The sequence below is a fragment of the Pandoraea horticolens genome (genome assembly GCF_902459555.1).
Taxonomy (GTDB): domain Bacteria; phylum Pseudomonadota; class Gammaproteobacteria; order Burkholderiales; family Burkholderiaceae; genus Pandoraea; species Pandoraea horticolens.
Genome location: NZ_CABPSM010000018.1, coordinates 73,275 through 89,623 on the forward strand (window position 1 = coordinate 73,275; position 16,349 = coordinate 89,623).

The 16,349-nt window shown below is 55.3% G+C and carries 16 protein-coding genes and 1 tRNA gene; 5 read left to right on the plus strand and 12 right to left on the minus strand.

Going from position 1 to position 16,349, the window contains the following annotated elements:
* The first annotated feature begins 2 nt into the window (after nucleotides 1–2).
* The 3 genes from PHO31112_RS22930 to PHO31112_RS22940 all read left to right on the plus strand — a co-directional run bounded on the left by PHO31112_RS22930 (nucleotide 3) and on the right by PHO31112_RS22940 (nucleotide 2,682).
* The gene (locus tag PHO31112_RS22930) at nucleotides 3–491 is read left to right on the plus strand and encodes a DUF4212 domain-containing protein (protein ID WP_246178477.1); all 489 of its coding nucleotides are present in this window, start codon (nucleotides 3–5) and stop codon (nucleotides 489–491) included.
* Nucleotides 488–2,506 carry a sodium:solute symporter family protein gene (locus tag PHO31112_RS22935; RefSeq protein ID WP_150623421.1) on the plus strand — a complete coding sequence of 673 codons (2,019 nt, stop codon included), beginning with the start codon at nucleotides 488–490 and terminating at the stop codon, nucleotides 2,504–2,506. The genes PHO31112_RS22930 and PHO31112_RS22935 overlap by 4 nt, the downstream gene beginning before the upstream one ends.
* A gap of 85 nt (nucleotides 2,507–2,591) precedes the next feature.
* Nucleotides 2,592–2,682: transfer RNA gene (locus tag PHO31112_RS22940), tRNA-Ser, on the plus strand.
* A gap of 486 nt (nucleotides 2,683–3,168) precedes the next feature.
* On the opposite strand, the gene PHO31112_RS22945 is transcribed toward PHO31112_RS22940, so the two are convergent.
* On the minus strand, nucleotides 3,169–4,329 hold the full coding sequence (locus tag PHO31112_RS22945) for a DNA cytosine methyltransferase (RefSeq protein ID WP_150623422.1): 1,161 nt from the start codon (nucleotides 4,327–4,329) through the stop codon (nucleotides 3,169–3,171).
* 114 nt (nucleotides 4,330–4,443) lie between these two features.
* Here PHO31112_RS22945 and PHO31112_RS22950 point away from each other — a divergent pair, with 114 nt between their 5' ends.
* Complete coding sequence (locus PHO31112_RS22950; RefSeq protein WP_281355115.1) at nucleotides 4,444–5,328, plus strand: helix-turn-helix domain-containing protein; 885 nt, start codon at nucleotides 4,444–4,446, stop codon at nucleotides 5,326–5,328.
* Nucleotides 5,329–5,409: 81 nt separating this feature from the next.
* Here PHO31112_RS22950 and PHO31112_RS22955 read toward each other — a convergent pair whose 3' ends face one another.
* From PHO31112_RS22955 to PHO31112_RS23005, 11 genes are all read right to left on the minus strand, one after another.
* Nucleotides 5,410–6,462, minus strand: coding sequence for a tyrosine-type recombinase/integrase (locus PHO31112_RS22955; RefSeq protein ID WP_150623426.1), 1,053 nt, complete (start codon nucleotides 6,460–6,462; stop codon nucleotides 5,410–5,412).
* Nucleotides 6,446–6,691 (minus strand): DUF4224 domain-containing protein, encoded by a 246-nt coding sequence (locus tag PHO31112_RS22960; protein WP_150623429.1) that lies wholly within the window; start codon nucleotides 6,689–6,691, stop codon nucleotides 6,446–6,448. The genes PHO31112_RS22955 and PHO31112_RS22960 overlap by 17 nt, the downstream gene beginning before the upstream one ends.
* Before the next feature lie 12 nt (nucleotides 6,692–6,703).
* On the minus strand, nucleotides 6,704–7,366 hold the full coding sequence (locus PHO31112_RS22965) for a rolling circle replication-associated protein (protein ID WP_425495229.1): 663 nt from the start codon (nucleotides 7,364–7,366) through the stop codon (nucleotides 6,704–6,706).
* A 1,290-nt stretch (nucleotides 7,367–8,656) separates the two neighbouring features.
* The gene (locus PHO31112_RS22970; protein ID WP_150623431.1) at nucleotides 8,657–9,286 is read right to left on the minus strand and encodes a hypothetical protein; all 630 of its coding nucleotides are present in this window, start codon (nucleotides 9,284–9,286) and stop codon (nucleotides 8,657–8,659) included.
* A 63-nt stretch (nucleotides 9,287–9,349) separates the two neighbouring features.
* Nucleotides 9,350–10,420: an RES family NAD+ phosphorylase gene (locus tag PHO31112_RS22975; RefSeq protein WP_150623433.1), complete on the minus strand. Its 1,071-nt coding sequence runs from the start codon at nucleotides 10,418–10,420 to the stop codon at nucleotides 9,350–9,352.
* Nucleotides 10,421–10,427: 7 nt separating this feature from the next.
* On the minus strand, nucleotides 10,428–11,366 hold the full coding sequence (locus PHO31112_RS22980; protein ID WP_150623435.1) for a sce7725 family protein: 939 nt from the start codon (nucleotides 11,364–11,366) through the stop codon (nucleotides 10,428–10,430).
* A 7-nt stretch (nucleotides 11,367–11,373) separates the two neighbouring features.
* Entirely contained in the window at nucleotides 11,374–12,297 is a 924-nt protein-coding gene (locus tag PHO31112_RS22985; protein ID WP_246178480.1) for a sce7726 family protein, read from the minus strand.
* 399 nt (nucleotides 12,298–12,696) lie between these two features.
* The gene (locus tag PHO31112_RS27250) at nucleotides 12,697–13,158 is read right to left on the minus strand and encodes a site-specific integrase (RefSeq protein ID WP_174995844.1); all 462 of its coding nucleotides are present in this window, start codon (nucleotides 13,156–13,158) and stop codon (nucleotides 12,697–12,699) included.
* Nucleotides 13,124–13,414, minus strand: coding sequence for a hypothetical protein (locus PHO31112_RS22995; RefSeq protein WP_150623439.1), 291 nt, complete (start codon nucleotides 13,412–13,414; stop codon nucleotides 13,124–13,126). Before PHO31112_RS22995 ends, PHO31112_RS27250 begins: the two co-directional genes overlap by 35 nt.
* Before the next feature lie 142 nt (nucleotides 13,415–13,556).
* Nucleotides 13,557–14,444 carry a protein-L-isoaspartate O-methyltransferase family protein gene (locus tag PHO31112_RS23000; RefSeq protein WP_150623441.1) on the minus strand — a complete coding sequence of 296 codons (888 nt, stop codon included), beginning with the start codon at nucleotides 14,442–14,444 and terminating at the stop codon, nucleotides 13,557–13,559.
* 176 nt (nucleotides 14,445–14,620) lie between these two features.
* Nucleotides 14,621–14,890, minus strand: coding sequence for a hypothetical protein (locus PHO31112_RS23005; protein WP_150623443.1), 270 nt, complete (start codon nucleotides 14,888–14,890; stop codon nucleotides 14,621–14,623).
* Between the two features lie 450 nt (nucleotides 14,891–15,340).
* On the opposite strand from PHO31112_RS23005, the gene PHO31112_RS23010 reads away from it, so the two are divergent.
* Complete coding sequence (locus PHO31112_RS23010; protein WP_150623445.1) at nucleotides 15,341–16,288, plus strand: restriction endonuclease; 948 nt, start codon at nucleotides 15,341–15,343, stop codon at nucleotides 16,286–16,288.
* Nucleotides 16,289–16,349 lie beyond the last annotated feature (61 nt).

Sequence of the window (16,349 nt, forward strand, 5' to 3'; positions counted from 1 at the left end):
CTATGGCAAATCGCTCGCCGACCGGCGCGGCCGGCACGGCTGACACGATGCGCGTCGGCGGGTCGCTGCCGGACGTTGCTTCCGGCGGCCCGCGGCCCGATGTCGATTGGCAAGGGGCCGCGGCTGCTATTGCGTCGCGTCATTGGTGGCGTACGTTGCGGCTGGTGGCGGTTCTGATGGCGATCGGCTTTGTGACGACGTTCGTGCCGCAGTTCTGGGCGCGCGAGTGGGCGTCGCTGCGGGTCGCCGGGTGGCCGCTGCCGTTTTACATGGGCGCGCAGGGTTCGATCCTGATCGACATCGGACTGATCGTCGTTTATGCGTGGCGGCAGCGTCGCAATGACGCGTGCTATCACCGTGAGCTGCATGCATTGCGCGATGCCCATCGCGACAGTCTGGGGCCTGACGGTGCCGGGCAGGGCCAGTCGGCGGCGCCCGCAACTTCGAGAAGTGCTTCCTCTCGCGCCGCTTCGGCGCCGACTTACCGATGAGTTTCACGCGCAGATTGCTGCGCTACTACCTGTATTACACGGCGGGCTTCCTTGCGTTCGTGCTGATGATTGGCTTGCTTGAGCGGGTCAATGGTCCGGGTGTGTGGATCGGCTATGCCTTTCTGTTCGTAACGATTGCGGTCTACGCGGTGATCGGCCTGATCTCCCGGACCTCTGACGCGACCGAGTACTACGTTGCGGGTCGACGTGTGCCGCCGATGTTCAATGGCATGGCGTGTGCGGCGGACTGGATGAGTGCGGCGTCGTTCATGGGGTTGGCGGGATCGCTGTACGTGTCGGGTTACGACGGCCTTGCGTACGTCATGGGATGGACGGGGGGATATTGCCTGGTGGCGTTCCTGCTGGCGCCGTATTTGCGGAAGATGGGGCGTTACACGGTGCCGGATTTTCTTGGCACGCGATACGACAGCAATCTGGTGCGGGCGCTGGGTGTGTTCTCGACGATTCTGTGTTCGTTCGTTTATCTCGTGGCGCAGATTCAGGGCGTGGGTCTGATTGCGTCGCGATTCATTGGTGTCGAGTTCACCATCGGCATCTTTTTCGGGTTGGCGGGCATTCTGGTTTGCTCGTTCCTGGGGGGCATGCGTGCTGTGACTTGGACGCAGGTCGCGCAGTACATCATCATGATTACCGCGTTCCTGGTGCCGACGGCCATGATTGGCCATCAGACGGGCAATGGCTGGTTTCCGCAGTTCGCTTACGGCGAGGCGTTGGCGAAGGTTGAGGCGTTGGAGCGGGAGATTCAGCAGTCGGTGCCGGAGCGCGAGGTGCGGGATTATTACCGCGAGCAGGCGGAGCAGATGCAGCGTCGTCTGGACGGCTTGCCGGACAGTTTCTACAGCGAGCGTGCGGAGCTGGAGCGGCAGTTGCTGGATACCAAGCGGCGGAATGGACCGTTGCGCGACGTGAAGGTGCTCGAAACGAAGCTTGATGCTTTTCCGCGCGACGTGGGTGAGGCGCAAAACCAGTGGCTGGAGATGCGTAATCAGTATGTGGAGCGCAGCGAGCCGCCGCATGCGATGACGGAGCCGTTTCCGGCGCGAGACGACACGACGCGCGGTTCGCAGCGTTTGAACTTCCTGTTGCTGATGGTGTGCTTGATGATCGGCACGGCGAGCTTGCCGCATATTTTGACGCGTTATGGCACAACAGCGACGGTGCAGGGCGCGCGCAGTTCGGTGGGGTGGACGTTGTTCTTCGTGGCGTTGTTGTACGTGAGTGCGCCGGCATTGGCGGTGATGCTCAAGTACGACATGCTGCTGCATCTGGTGGGTGCGCGATATGAAAATTTACCGGGATGGGTGACGCAATGGCGTCATGCGACGCCGGTGCAGTTGGACATCTCGGACGTTTATCGCGACGGGGTGGTGCAGTGGGGTGAGATCTGGATGCAGCCGGACATGCTGGTGTTGGCTGGACCGGAGATCGCGGGGTTGCCGTATGTCATTTCGGGGTTGGTGGCGGCGGGCGCGTTGGCGGCGGTGTTGTCGACGGCGGACGGGTTGCTGCTGACGATTGCGAATGCGTTGTCGCACGATGTTTATTTCCACATGGTGGACCGGAATGCATCGAGCCAGAAGCGGGTGACGACGTCGAAGATCCTGTTGCTGTGCGTGGCGATGTTTGCGTCATATGTCACGTCGCTGAAGCTTGGGAATATCTTATTCCTGGTGGGTGCGGCATTTTCGTTGGCGGCGTCGTGTTTGTTCCCGGCGTTGGTGCTGGGGGTATTTTGGAAGCGTACGACGCGATTGGGGGCGACGGCGGGGATGGTGAGCGGGTTATTGGTGTGCGTGTACTACATCACGACGACGTATCCGTTTTTTACGCGGTTGACGGGATTTGCTGGAGTGCGCTGGTGGGGCGTGGACCCGATTTCGGCGGGGGCGTTCGGGGTGCCGGTGGGGTTTGCGGTGGCGATTGTGTTCAGCTTGCTGGGCGGACGTCCGAGCGCGCGGGACAGGCATCTGGTGGACCATTTGCGCCGTCCGTGACGAGGAGATAGCGAAGAAATTTTGCGGGGTCCACCCGAAAGGGTATGGGATGTTGCCGGCGATCTGCTATAATGCGCGACCTTCAGGAGAGATGGATGAGCGGTTTAAGTCGCACGCCTGGAAAGCGTGTATAGGTTAATAGCCTATCGGGGGTTCGAATCCCCCTCTCTCCGCCACAGATGTTTAAAGGGCTCCCCGCAAGGGAGCCCTTTCGCGTTTTACTATAGGGTGGATGTTTACTATTCAGCAGGGCTAGCGGGGGGGCGCTGGGTGATGCGTTAACCGGATGCTAGCCGAGGCGCCACGATTGGCAACGCCTTGGTGCCCTTCGCCGTCTTGTCTCAGTCCTGCAAGTCTGCCCCTTCGTTTCGCCCTGACGCCGGATTTTTGTCTTGGTCGCCTCGAATCCCTCGCGATCATCTCGCCTATGGCATTGTTCAGGAGAAATGTCTCGATGGTAGCGCCTCCTTCTGACTGCGCTTATCTGTGACATCGGGGCCTGTGTGACGCGGGCTCTGGCGGCTATTAGGTCCGTATCCGAAGGGCAGACAAGTGACTTTGGCACTTTCTTACGAGCAGTCCGCCCGGTTCCCTGAAGAACTGCCCTTATGGCAGAAGGAAAATTAAGAGCGCCACCCAGGCTTACTTGATCGCTATGACGCTTAGTTCAGCATTTGAGCCACACTTCCGGCAATTGCTCGCCCTAGAAGTGGGGGGACGGCATTTCCAATTTGCTTCGTAATTTGAGTTCTATTGCCGGCAAAGACATAGTCATCGTCAAAAGACTGGAGTCTCGCCCCTTCCCGTGGGGTTAGCGCTCGGTGCTGTAGGGGATGAATGCAACGATTCGACGCCGGATGGACAAAATTTACGGTTATGGTGACGGCAGGCTCATTGCCATCGAGCCTAGAGTACGACGAACTAAATCCGCTAGTGATTAGATGCTTGGGGATGCAATTTATATTCTTCCCAGAATGCCTGATTATTTCGAGCATTTTTCTACTGTGCGCGGTTGCGTTATGCAAAGTCAAAGACTTTGAGCGAGCGCGACGCTCAGCCTGAAATTCGTTCATAGCGGGGCGGTCGTATTCTAGGGCTTCATCGCCTGCGACAAGTTCAGGAAGGTCGCCAATTGCGTCCAGTACGGTCACCGCGGATTTCAATGGCCTCACCGATTCGACAAATAAATCACGCTGCCTGTGCGCATGAACTTTAGTCTTATCGCGATAGCCAATCGTGTGTCCTTCTGCCTGATGCGTGGGCTCGGGAAATATGATTGTCCCTCCTCGTTCGACGCCGATCATAATCAGCCGCTCGCGTTTCTGAGGAACACCGAAATGGGCCGCATTCATGATTTTCCACTCGCAGTCGTAGCCTAACGAATGAAAGCACTCTTCCATGATGCTGATAGTTGAGCCGTTCTTGTGCGTGGCGAGCCCAACGACGTTTTCGAGTACAAAAACATGAGGACGAAAGTAATTCACAAACGACGCGTATTCCTCGAACAAACTGTTTCGAGGGTCATCGTCGTTCGTTGATCGAAACGGGCGAATTGACGAGAATCCCTGGCAAGGAGGGCCACCAACGACGACATGTACATCACCACGTCGCAACTTAAGACGATCAGATATTTCATGGCGTCGAGCTTTGCGGATGTCCCCAACCATCCCCAACGCCTGTCGATGGTTGGCCTGGAACGTACTTCCAGCAACGGCTAAGACGTCAATACCAAACCTAGTCGTAAAGCCTAGCTCGGCAGATTCGAACCCAAACGAAAAACCGCCGGTGCCGCAAAAAAGATCAAGAACATTGTATGTAGTCACGCTCGCTCCGCTGGTCACTCCAGTGGAGACTATTGTCTCGTGGATCTGGACTCATTGTCTACCTAGAATTGCTCATTTTTTCGGGGGAACGGCATGGACGAGCAGAGACACCCAATGGTCGATATATGGACGCGGCTGATTCGGACCCTGAGGACCAAAGAAAGCATGACCTTGGAGGACGTCTCCGAAGCCGCTGGAATTCACCGAACACATCTGGGCCTAGTGGAGCGTGGTGAACGGCAACCCAGCTTAGGCGTAGCAATCCAGATCTCAAAAGCACTTGGCTTCGAATTGTCGGAGCTATTACTGAAAACAGAATCCGTTTGTGAAGGCAAGATGCGAGAAGAAGAAGTGTTTCAAGACGTGCAAGCACGAAGCGAGCGCACTCATTGCTTGCGAAATCCTGATGCGCTAATGCGACATACTGGACTAACAGGCTCAGTGTTACTGCGCGCTATTCACGGCTGCTACAACATGCTTGACACTATCGACACAGAGCTCGTGGCAAATGGATCGCCGCCGATTGGCCGTCTAGTTGAGCTAGCCAACCTCTCGTCCATGGTAGGAAATATGGTTGGAGGCGCACTTGCGGACGCATCGGAAGGCCTTTATGTACGCAACAAGCCTCACCATTATCCAGACCTTCTGCCTCAGCGCTACCCGGCGCAAAGCTTGGAGTTGAAGATGGCGCTTGAAACAAATCGCCCGAAAGGCCATCTCCCGAAACCCGGAACCTATATTACTTTCAGATATGTTCTCGGAGATAAGCATGGGGCGTACAGTCGAGGAAAGGAGTATCGCGGTGACACTGTATGGATCTGGGAAGTCAAAGTTGGACACATAAAGGAAACAGATTTCGATATCAGTAACACGGCGGGTGATTCGGGGAAAACAGCCGTGGTCAAAACAGAGGTGTTTAACCGAATGGCACTTGTCTATTTTGACCCAACCTTTTGTCCCCACGCACTTAGAAACGGTGTCTATCCCGGCTTGAACTAATGCTTGGCCAAATGTGGGTTGACAGGCTCCCCTACTATGGAGAGCCTGTTACGCTTGCAAGGCCCCACTTGCAGCTTACCTCTAGCGCAATGGTTTGACGCGCTCCGGCTTCCGACGGTAGACCCTAGCGGTCAGACGACTATCTGCGTGCGCCAGAAGCGTGTGGGCATGCTCAAGCGTCTCAGCATCGCTGGCGCACTTGGCGCGAAGGTCATGCTCCGTGAACCGGGTTTCGACCTTTGTTTCAGCCAACACCCGCCGCATAAATCCCTGCCACATCGAGTCCCATGAGCCAGCCCTGCCCGTCTTCTCGTTGAGAAAGGACTCGCCGCGCTGGGTGCAGAAGAGCCATTCGGACACATGCGTCGGCCTTACTGCTTTAGCTTCCTCGACGGCCTCCCGCAACGCATCCGTCCACTCGATGATTAATCGCTTTCGAGTGGTGCTCGCCGTCTTGGCTGGCATGACGTGGATTCCGTCGTCTTGCAGGTCATCGAGACGAAGCCGCAATAGATCCCCGCGACGCAATCCCGTGAGCAGCTTTACGCGGATATAGGCGTGCACGGCGAGAACGCTGCCCGCTTTCCGCTTCGAAGCAAGGGAAAAGCACTCGACGATTTCCCAGTCCTCGACGTACCGAGTCCTTGGCGGAACACTTGCCAGGCGCAACTCACCCTTGAAGGGATGCCGGTCGATGTACCCCCACTCGACAGCCTTCGTCAGTGCGTGCGACAACACTTCGACCTCGCGACGTGCAGCCACCTTCGCCCCGCGCTTATCGATGTACTGATAGACGTGCCGAGGTTTGATACCGTTGAGCGGCATGCGCCCGAAAACCGGCTTAAGCGCTTTCAACGCAGACGTGTTTTGCATCTGCGTTGTTATCGCCTTAGTGGGTAAAACCTCCCGCGCATAGCGCTCTAGCAGCTTGTCTATGGTTCGCACGTTTTCCAGATCGGCAAGCCGATCCGACCACACCCGATATGCCTCAGGAAGAGACGATCCGAGACGGAACGTCTGCTTGTCATCCCACATCGATTCGAGGCCGGGCGGCACTTGGTAGTAGTACGCGCCGCTGATATGCCGCCAGCGCGTCGGTAAGCCCTTATTGCGGGGATCACGCTTTCGCGGCATTCATCGCCCTCCAGTCTGGTTCGATGGAGGCATCACGGGCGTTTATGGCCGTTTGTGCGCCAAGCACCACAGCGACGTGTGCGCTCAACACGACAATCGTGCCGTTTGGCCTCACACGGTGCTCGATGCCCATCATGCGCAGCGCGCGTGCCTGAGCGCGATTCTGAGTACGTCCGGTCAGCGTCACCAACTCATCCGGTTCGAGAAACATCGAAGTCAGATTTCGCATCGATGCACCTCCTTACGCCTTGCCGTCGGTGTCGCGTCGCTCTCGTGTCGCCAGCCAGAAATATCCCGCGTCCTCATTCCAGTAATACTGGTGACCTTCGAGCGATACGCCGGTCTCAGTTGCGGAGTTGTACGCGGCAACAATGGCATCGTGAGCTTCGTCTTCGAGAAAGTGAACAATGGTCTCCGCTTCCGGAACCTTGATCCCCCGACTTGCCCAGTACCGCTTCTCATTGAGCTTGTGCTCATCGAAATTCTTGACGATGTACTTGCCAATGTACGTCGCGATCTTGTGACGAAGGCCGACCTCGCGATTTGGGTTGCGCACGTCAACGTTGCCGTTACCCTCGCCGACGACACGGAGCCACATCGCTCGCAGGACGCGATAGTTCTGCCGCCCTTTGACAGCGATGTGTAGATGCCACGCGCCTCGCTTCTGGCGCTCAGGGACAGCGACGTATTGAAAGTTCTGGATTCGACCTAAGAGGCGTCGCAGCGAGTCGAAATCGCGCTTGATTCTCTCTTTGTCGAGCACGTTTTCTCGATACGTAAGCGTGATCATGCGGTCAGCGCCAATGGCTTTGCAGCGCAGTCGTACTTGTTGCCTTGCGCGTTTCGCGGCGCTCAGCATGCTCTTCTCCTCGTCCTTCGATTCGCCACGCTTTGCCCTAGGCATGAGATGAAGATCTTGAGCCTTCACGCGAGCCGCGCTGAGCCGCGCGATAACCGCCCGGACTCCGCAGGCACGCAAACGCAACCCTCTCTCCGAGTACGGCGCTGACACTCCCGACGCTAGACGTCCTGAAGACGACCGGTATGCGGAAGTACAAACGTCATTGCACGTACCAACGGTGAGGTTGGGTTACGACTGTGTTACCTGCCGGGTGAGATAGGAAATTTTTTGGATGATGGCCGCAGCACGACGAAGGTTACTGCCCGCATTAGGGATTGGCCGAGCTCTCGTAAAACTGCCCCAGCGTACGCATCTGAGCGCCGATGTAAATCCGGCATTTGTCGCCGGAAATAATATGGGCCAGTGCGAGCCCGTATTTCTATGCACTGAATACAACGGTACATACGTAGGCCACGCATGTATACGTGGCGGGAATGTCTCGCTATTAAAGCAGCGCGTGAAATCAGCGTATATGGGGAAATTCCGATTGGCGCGGAAGTGGGGAGGATGGTGGCTTGCATGGCGAATGGCGTGGCTTGAGATTGAAGCAGCGAGCCGCGTCGTGCGCAGCGCGATGCTATGAGTACAGCCGAAACATGCGGGGGGCCATGCCGGAGGCAGAGTTAGATGCGGAGGTTGAGGCTATGCCGTCAGAAGGCTTGTTTTCAGCCTGTGGCATTCGCTGACAAGTTCCTCGGCCATTTCGCCGAGTTCTTCGAAGATCGCGAGTAGAAATCTGTGAGGGATCTCTTTGCCTGCGTCTGTCGTCGAGCACATCGCGAGAGCGAGGATGCGTTCTGAGAGGGTGTTGAGTCTGTCCACAGAAGCGTGGACTAAGGGACATGGTGAGAATTGAGAAGTCATGCGGGTGCCTCGATCTAGCCAACTTGCGGGCCCCGCCACCCACTGCGTGACGACAGGGGTGGGCGGGCACTGGACTAGGTTTGCGAACCGCTGATGACTCGGATTGGCGGCACGCCCGAAGGCGTCCCAATCCAGGCCCGCCCATTGAGGCAGGAAACGCAATGGTACTCGCACACAAAAGCCGCAAACGTCGCGGCTGTGTGCCCGAGAGATCATCATTCGGGTCGCAAAACCCGGTCGCGTTTTGGGGACGCGACAGGGACAAGCTTAACGGCCGTACGGTGGTGGCTCCACGCGTTTCGAGTGGCATTTTAGTTGACTCGATGCTACTCGGATCCTTCCGACGTAAATTTGGGCGTGTGCTGAGAGAATAGATGCTCCGAGCGGATTCTAAGGCTTTGGGTGCGGGCGCTATGAAGCGGGGCGGACCTACGTCTTCGGGGCACTATGTCCCATCCTCATTGCTGTCTGCCTTTGGGCGCCGGTTAGAGCGGGCCAAATCTCATGCACTTGGGAGAGTGGCATGTCGCGAAGATGCTGCTTATGTAGGTCCCTTTTAAGCTCCACCTTGAAAAAGCTCGGGCTGTGATCTATGTTGTTGACGCGCAATCTCCATAGGACAACGAACGCGAACTTTGGCGTCAGACGTTTGTGTTGCCGGAAGTACTTCAAGGCATTCGGGAGGATTGGATTAGGCTCGGCCGCGGCGAGGCGCTCAAGTGCAGAGATGCACGAGTCGAGGCGCATTTTCTGAGTTAGGCGCTCAAGCTTACGTTTCGCATCAGTTGAGGACAGTTTCCGGCCAGCTTCAAAGACGGAAAGTTCAAATTTAAGGATGCATTGAGAGCCAACCCATAGCGTATGTGAGGTTAAACGGTTCCTGATCTCAAAGTGGTAGCGAAGCTCCTCTTGTTCACATAATTGGCACGTTTCAATCGCCTGCTCATGATCAATCGTCTCTTCCGTAAAGGACCATTCCTCAAATGCTTCGGGAAGCTTGTCTGCCACGGACTTCGGTAGGATGTTTGTCGCGACACGTGCGGGGTAGCTAGCCGTCATTTCGATGGATCCATTCGAGAATACAGCGAGATTGATCGCTAACGAGCGATGAGCGAACTCCTGTTAAACAGCATTCGATTCGACCCCGCTGCTAGGAGTGGATTCAGGCGAGCTAACGCAGCAAACCGCGACCGAAACACGGGTCACGTCAAATTTACGCACGTTGCCTACTACAGCCTTTGTCGGATCAAAAAGTGCGAGATTTATGCCGTCGCTCACAGAGCTGCTGTATGCGACGCCATCAAAACCACTCTTCTTAATAAACTCGCATAGGTATTGGCTCGGAATGTAGTCAATTGCAGCACTTCTCGGCAGCACAGGGCGCGTTAACTCTTGCCCCAAACGTTCGAGGAACGGGATGTCCGCCCGAAGTTGTGCGACATCCACTGCATCACTCCAAATAAATGGCGAGACGAAGGAGCGAGGGTTTCGTAGGTCTACGATTCTGACTGGGTCCGTGATAGTGAAGTCTGCTACGAACGCCGTTTCACCTGTATGCGGACGAATTTCAGCAATTGCTGTTTCAGGTTTTGATCCTAAGTACAGATATGGAATGCCGACAGGATTGGCGCGCCCATGAGAGGCCAGACTCTTTGGGGGGGCTCCCATATCGTGCACCGTAAAATTGGCATCCCCGCTTGCTATCCTTGCTCTGAACCAATTGTTAGGAATGTCGTCCGCGATGAGCTGGCCGAGCAAAGCCGATAGGCGCTCGAAGTCCAGTGCTTGGTCGAGAAAATACCGATTGGTGTAGCGTAACTCGTCTCGCAATGTTTCCCATCTGATGAGTCCTTCGCTTTTGTAGGATCCAGATGGAGAAAAATTTCTTCGAACTATATCGCCGTCATCAAGAATTTCGCCGAGAAGAACCTGAGCATTGGGAATTCCCATATTTGGATGGGAAAATAAATCCCAGTCTTCTTTCATCCACTCCACAAGTGATTTTCCGTTCGGATCTGGTTCGTATATTTCGATTAGCGTTTCGAAATAGTTGGCAAGGTCACTCGGATGCAGGATGTCGACGTCGATAGACTTGCAATATCCGCAGTCCCCTCGTATTGGATTCTTCAACGGAATGAGGTTCTTGCGAAGCTCCCTATCTCCGAAACATTTTGCGCAGCACTTTGCTTGCATATGCTTGTTATCGGCCTAAGAATTCAGCAATTGTCTCGATGTGATGCTTCATTGCTAGCTTTTTTACATGCCCAAGGCCCGGAAAGTGGCCTCGGTTGTACAGCTCTCTAAACTCCCGGATAGCGTTGGTTTCACGTAGATTGGACGTGCCAGAGTCTAGTGTCGCTATTAGTTTCGCCAGCGCTTGGGCAAATTTCCCTGCGGGATCCGTTGGAGTGGAGTTTGTTTCGGATATGAAGTGATACACGTACATCACATCGTCCTTTTCGGGATCGATGAATGTGAGGTGAATGGCGACAGTGTACGCAGGGCCCCCAACCTCGCTGTAGTCATCGCCCACGATTAGAAAGTCACCGAATCCATCCATGCCGTCGCTTTCATACGTTACATGGAGGTCCGAGAACTCTTCGACAGGTGGATGATCGGCATTCCGCTTGCGCTTTTCGAATCCATCGCCGATGACGGTGCGATCGCTCCCCACGAAGTGCCTGGCATACAGTCTGCCGCAATAGTCATTGAGAAAAACGTGCCTATTTGCGTTGTCATGCCCTCTCAGCGCTTCCGCAAGTGCACGAGCGTCAACAAATCCTGCGTGAATAAACGTCGGGTTGTGGGAGCGAAGTTCGGCCAAGTACGAGAGGGCATCGGCAACCGACATTTCCGCCGTAAGAAGGATACCTGCAGAAATGTTTTCTTGTGCGGCGAACTCGTTCAGGAATTCGGGAATTTCGTTTCCGTCCTCGGCATAGTCGCCGCAATCGGGATTGACGATCACTATTGCCTTGCCGTTTGCGCTGCAGACGGCTTCTAGCGCGCGCTGCAGGCCACCAAACCCTCGACGGACAGGCTCGATGATCGGGGTGAAATTTGATTCGGCCAATAATGCCGCTGTTTCGCGAATAGTTAATAGTTCGAATTGTTTTCCACGGAAGAACGGGTGATACATATCGTCGTTATGCCCAAGTCAATGCTTCGTGAAGGGGCGTGCGTACGGCTTCGACCAAACGCTCATGGTCCACACGTCGAACTTGAATAGAGAGTGCGGCAGGTTGGAGTGATTTCGGCAACTGTGCTATCAAGGAACTCAGTGTCGACAGATTGCGAGTCATCCTAAGCGTTTTGACCATTTGCTCGTGAGCATCACTTGGGGCAAGATTCGCGAAGAGATCACGCAACGCCGACCATAGCATTGTATTCGGAACGTCGGGGATTGAAACTCCAAGATTTCGCAGTATTGTTTTTGCTTCTGCGACTCGGAGCGATTCAAATATGGTGATTGGGCAAACAAGATCGGGACGATCGGCAGCTTCGCGAACCGTGCGAATTCGATCCCATCGGACAAGACTCATTACGCCTACGTCGTTTGGTGTGCTTTCTATTACGTCATCTACGTGGGCCTCGCCCGCAATAACGTAGACTTTGGCAAATACTTTCCTGTAATTCTCGATTTGGTTCGCTAAGCGGCTGAGTGAATCTCGCTCGGATTTAATCTCGTATACGGTTCCGGTGCCGTTAAGGATGGCAAGGTCCGCCTTGCACGCCCCGGCTCGGAATTCGGTAAGCAGGCTCGCCGTGTTGAGGGAGTGTGTCCCGAGGAGAATGTTGTGGGTCAGGGCTGCCCGATAGACGTATTCATCTCGCCCGCCTGCCCTGCGTAAGCTAGCGAAGGCCGCGTCAAAAGCGCTTGCGACGGTGCACTTGCTTGATGGCTTAAGCGAAAGGCCAGCGTCGACGATCAACCTCGCGAAGAGGGGCGAGCGCCCTTTCCGTGCCATCTCGCGGAACACGCTCGAAGAGAATATTCGAGATAGTGCCGAAAGCTGCTTCGCGTCTGGTGTCATGATTCCCAAAGAACTGATCGTGATTTTCTTCTGCAACCCGATCAATGATTGGTCGGGGCGCGTTTTGTATGTTGTTGATTTTATATCATTCTCCCAGCCTCCTGCCTACGCCAAGTTGGCTGGAACCTCTCATCAGTAGGCTACACAGGAAAAATCAACGTTTGTTGTCGCTACGAAGTGACGCCGACGTTTTACCCTTACTATCCCCAAAATCCTCCCACCATAAAAATCAAACACTTACCCTCTTCGCGTAACACCCCAAAATAGTAAACGCCCCACCCGCAACCCCTTGCCAGCTAAGCCCCCCAGCCACCCCCACCCAAGGTTAATAGCCTATCGGGGGTTCGAATCCCCCTCTCTCCGCCACCGCATTCCATAAGGCTTTTCAGCCTTTCCAAGAAAGCCCCGTGTCCTATTCGGACGGAGCTTTCCTATTCACGTCGACTCCGACGCAGGGGTTTGACCTTCTCGGCCTTGCGTCGGTACGAGCGTTGCGTGGTCTGCGTCCGTCGTGTGAGAGAGTAACGCTCGGGCGTGCTCAATCGATTCCGCGTCACTCGACACCTTGGCACGAAGGTCATGCTCGGTGAATCGTTCCGTCACCTTCGTCTCTGCCAGCACGCGATCCATAAAGCCACGCCACATTGAGTCGAAGCCGCCAGCGCGGCCGGTTTCCTCATCGAGGTATCCGTCGCCGTCGAGCATGCAGAAAAGCCACTTTGACGAACGCACGGGGCGCGCTCGGACGGCCTCGGCAATCGCCTCGCGCAGCTCGTCCGTCCACTCGTAGATTGTGCGCTTACCGCTGCTCTCGGCGGTCTTATGTCGCTGGATGTGAATGCCGACGTCATCAAAGTCTCGGTCAGGCTGGAGGCGCAACAGGTCGCTGCGCGCCAAGCCAGTTTGCAACGTGATCTTGATATACGCCTGCAACGCCAAAACGCTCGGCCACGGTAAGAAGAAGGGCAAGAGCGTCAATCTTGTTGTACCGCCACCGCCAAGATAACCGGTCTAGTCTCGTGATTCTCGAGCCGCCTTCGGGCGGCCTTTTTTTGCCCGCAAGGGCGTCGCGCTGCGGCGCATAGGAAAGATTGATGACATCATCCCAAGCGCCCGAGGCGATAAAGACAAAGTCGCTCAAGAAGTGATTCATGAGCATTTCAGTGAAACGCCCCTGTTACACCCCATACGCGGCCGGGGTGGGCCATGACGTCTACCCCTCGGATATAGCACTTGACACAGTAAGTAACCGTCGTAAACGGTGACCTTGAGCCGTGCAAGGCGCGAGGGCTTCTTCAAGCCAGTTCTTCGAAGGACAGTGCCCAGTCCTCACCAGAAAACCAGGCTGGCGCGTCACGCTTCGCTCCCCAGACGAGGCTGCGAATGCGATGGTCCTCTCCCGTTTTGAGGCTCTCTCGCAACGCATCAATGTCGCCGTTAGATACTGCCAATTGCCCTTGGGCAAATACAAATGACGCTGCGCCCAAGGACGTTGCCGCGAAACCGGTATGCTGCCGAGTGATCATCAAACCGATGGCGTGCTTGACGACATGTATGGGAAGTGTGGCGTGCATCTCCGGCACACCAAGCGGCAGGATGAGGCGCCCGCCAAGCCTGAGGTTTTCCACCCAGCGGCTAGCGGGGCAAGCTACGCCAAAATTAACGTAAAGGCAATCGACTGGAAATTCTGGTTGAGATGCGCCGTCGGCGCAAATAACCTCGGTGTTGGGCGCGGTGGCAAGGTTGCTTGCTAGCTCGGCGGCGAGATCTGCATCGTACTCCACAGCGATTACCTTGCCGGCGGGGCTGACGAGTTCCGCCAAAACTGACGTGTAATATCCTGTTCCCGCCCCAATGTGGGCGACGACCTCGCCCGGCTTTGGCCGCATGGCGTTGAGCCATCGTGCATGGAGCGCCGGACTGCCATTGTTGACGCCACGATTGGCGGCAAGGCCAACGAGGACATCCTGATAGATCAGTGCAGGGTCATTCTCTGGCAACGCCGTGTAGCCGTCCCAAGGCGTGAGGATCTGCCACTGACCGGGCCCGAGGAACCGCTCTCGCGGCACCGTCGCGAAGGCGCGCTCGAGACGTTCGTTTCCCAGCGCGTTCGCCAATGCCAAAATTTGCTTGGCAAAAACTGCGCGGATCGAATTGATGTGCTGGGATGAAGTGTGGCGCATTGGGGCCTCTGCGAACAATGTGCTTGAATTAGGTGGTTTCCCCCCTGCCGTTGATGATGATGGTCCTCGGGGGAAAAAAACTGTTTCGTGAAAAATAACGCGGTTAATGCTGTCGGAGCATTAACCGAAAGAGATGTGGGGGCAGAATCCATTGGGCTGGAGAGATGGCCTGCAATTTAGCCCGCGATAGCGAACTTCTGCTTCGTTTTTCCCCGACTTCGCGCCTCGCTCCCGGACATCCAATTTTCCAGGCACTGCCGATGTTCAGGGTACTTTGACGTCAGGTACTTCCTGATAGACATCCAATCATTTTGATCGAACCAGTTTTGTACTTTCGGCAGGTCACTGTATGGAATCGGCAACGCCATATGGAGCTCAATAGCCGTGTCCTTTTCGGGGGTTGCATAGTCGGTATTGATACTGAAATTGTACTGATACTGTCCCATCTTTGTACTCCTAAGAGATTAGCCGTCAGAAGTGCGTCCCAAACGCCGAGGATGCACGCCTCAGCATAGGAGACTTCCTCGGATTAGCAAGTCTGGCCTGTTTGAAATGCAGGTCCTTACACCTATGTGACCGAAATCTGCAAACTTGCGCATCAGTGCTGGATCGAGAGCGGACGAAAATGTCTCTACCGCAAGGTGGTTGAATGGGTGGTGGTTTTTGTAAGTTATTGATAATTATGTATATGCAGCGGCCTGCAAAGCCGTGTACGCTGCTTCGGTTTCACCCGCCCGCCTCAACACCCAAAGCCCCGCGTCGTCGGGGTTTTTCTATTGTGGCGCAGGCAAGCGAGGCATTACCATGCGCGCCATACAACTCGTATACTCTTTCGAAAAATTATTTTTTTGAGCGGACATTTCACCGTCCGCCCGCACGCGAGTTGGGGTGGGGATATGGGCGGCGTGGTGCTACAACCGGGATCTCTGGGCGATGGTTTGCATGAAACCATAGGGTACAAATCAGGGCTGGCCGTTTCTATAGCTGATCTGTGCGATTTGCTATCCGGCACGAAGTACCCCGACGCCATTCTCGAAAATGAGAACGGGTTCGTTCGCTTGCGGTCAGAGGAGATCCAAGATCTCTATTATCAGGCCCTGTACAAAGTAGGTTACACGGATAAGCGATTTAACGGCGATGGACTGGGCTTGTTCGTCTACGCGAAGTATGCGGAGCATCAATGCGAGCTTGAAGGCGTGTCAAAGTTGTTTGTCGAGTGGTTACCGAAAATGATGGATGTTGCGGAGCGTGCCGGTACTAAGAAAATGGACCCGACGCCGCTTATGAAGGAGGCGCGCGAAAAATTCGGGGTGATTGGACTCAGAATCGCGTTTGACCGCCTCAAAGCGATGGCTACCGCTTCGGACCTTGACCCCTTCGCGCAAAGCCAACATCAGTCGGAATGGTTAGACCGACTCGACTTAGCGGAGCTAAAGAAGCGGAGCGAACAGGAGCCCGCACACGGAACCTTCTTTGATCAGAGGTTCATCAATTTCTTGGCGAACAATAAAGAAAGAATCGGAGAAATACACTGGCGTCGCTTTGAGCAAATGTCCGCAGAATTTTTCCATCGAGCGGGATATACCGTTGAAATCGGGGCGGGGAGCAACGATGATGGCGTCGACATCCGTGCGTGGCACGCGGACGCGGACCGCTCTGGCGCTCCGACACTAATAATTCAATGCAAACGGCAGAAAGAAAAGATCGATAAAGTGACTGTAAAAGGCCTCGCGGCAGACGTTTCATATAACGGCGCGAACTACGGGGTCCTGATTACATCAGCTGAATTGAGTGTCGGCGCACGTGAGGTGGTGAGCGTTCGGGGATATCTGACCTGTCCGTGAAATTTCGTGCCAATCAAATCTAGAGATAATGGCTCCTCAGCTCAGATGAGGAGTTGGTATG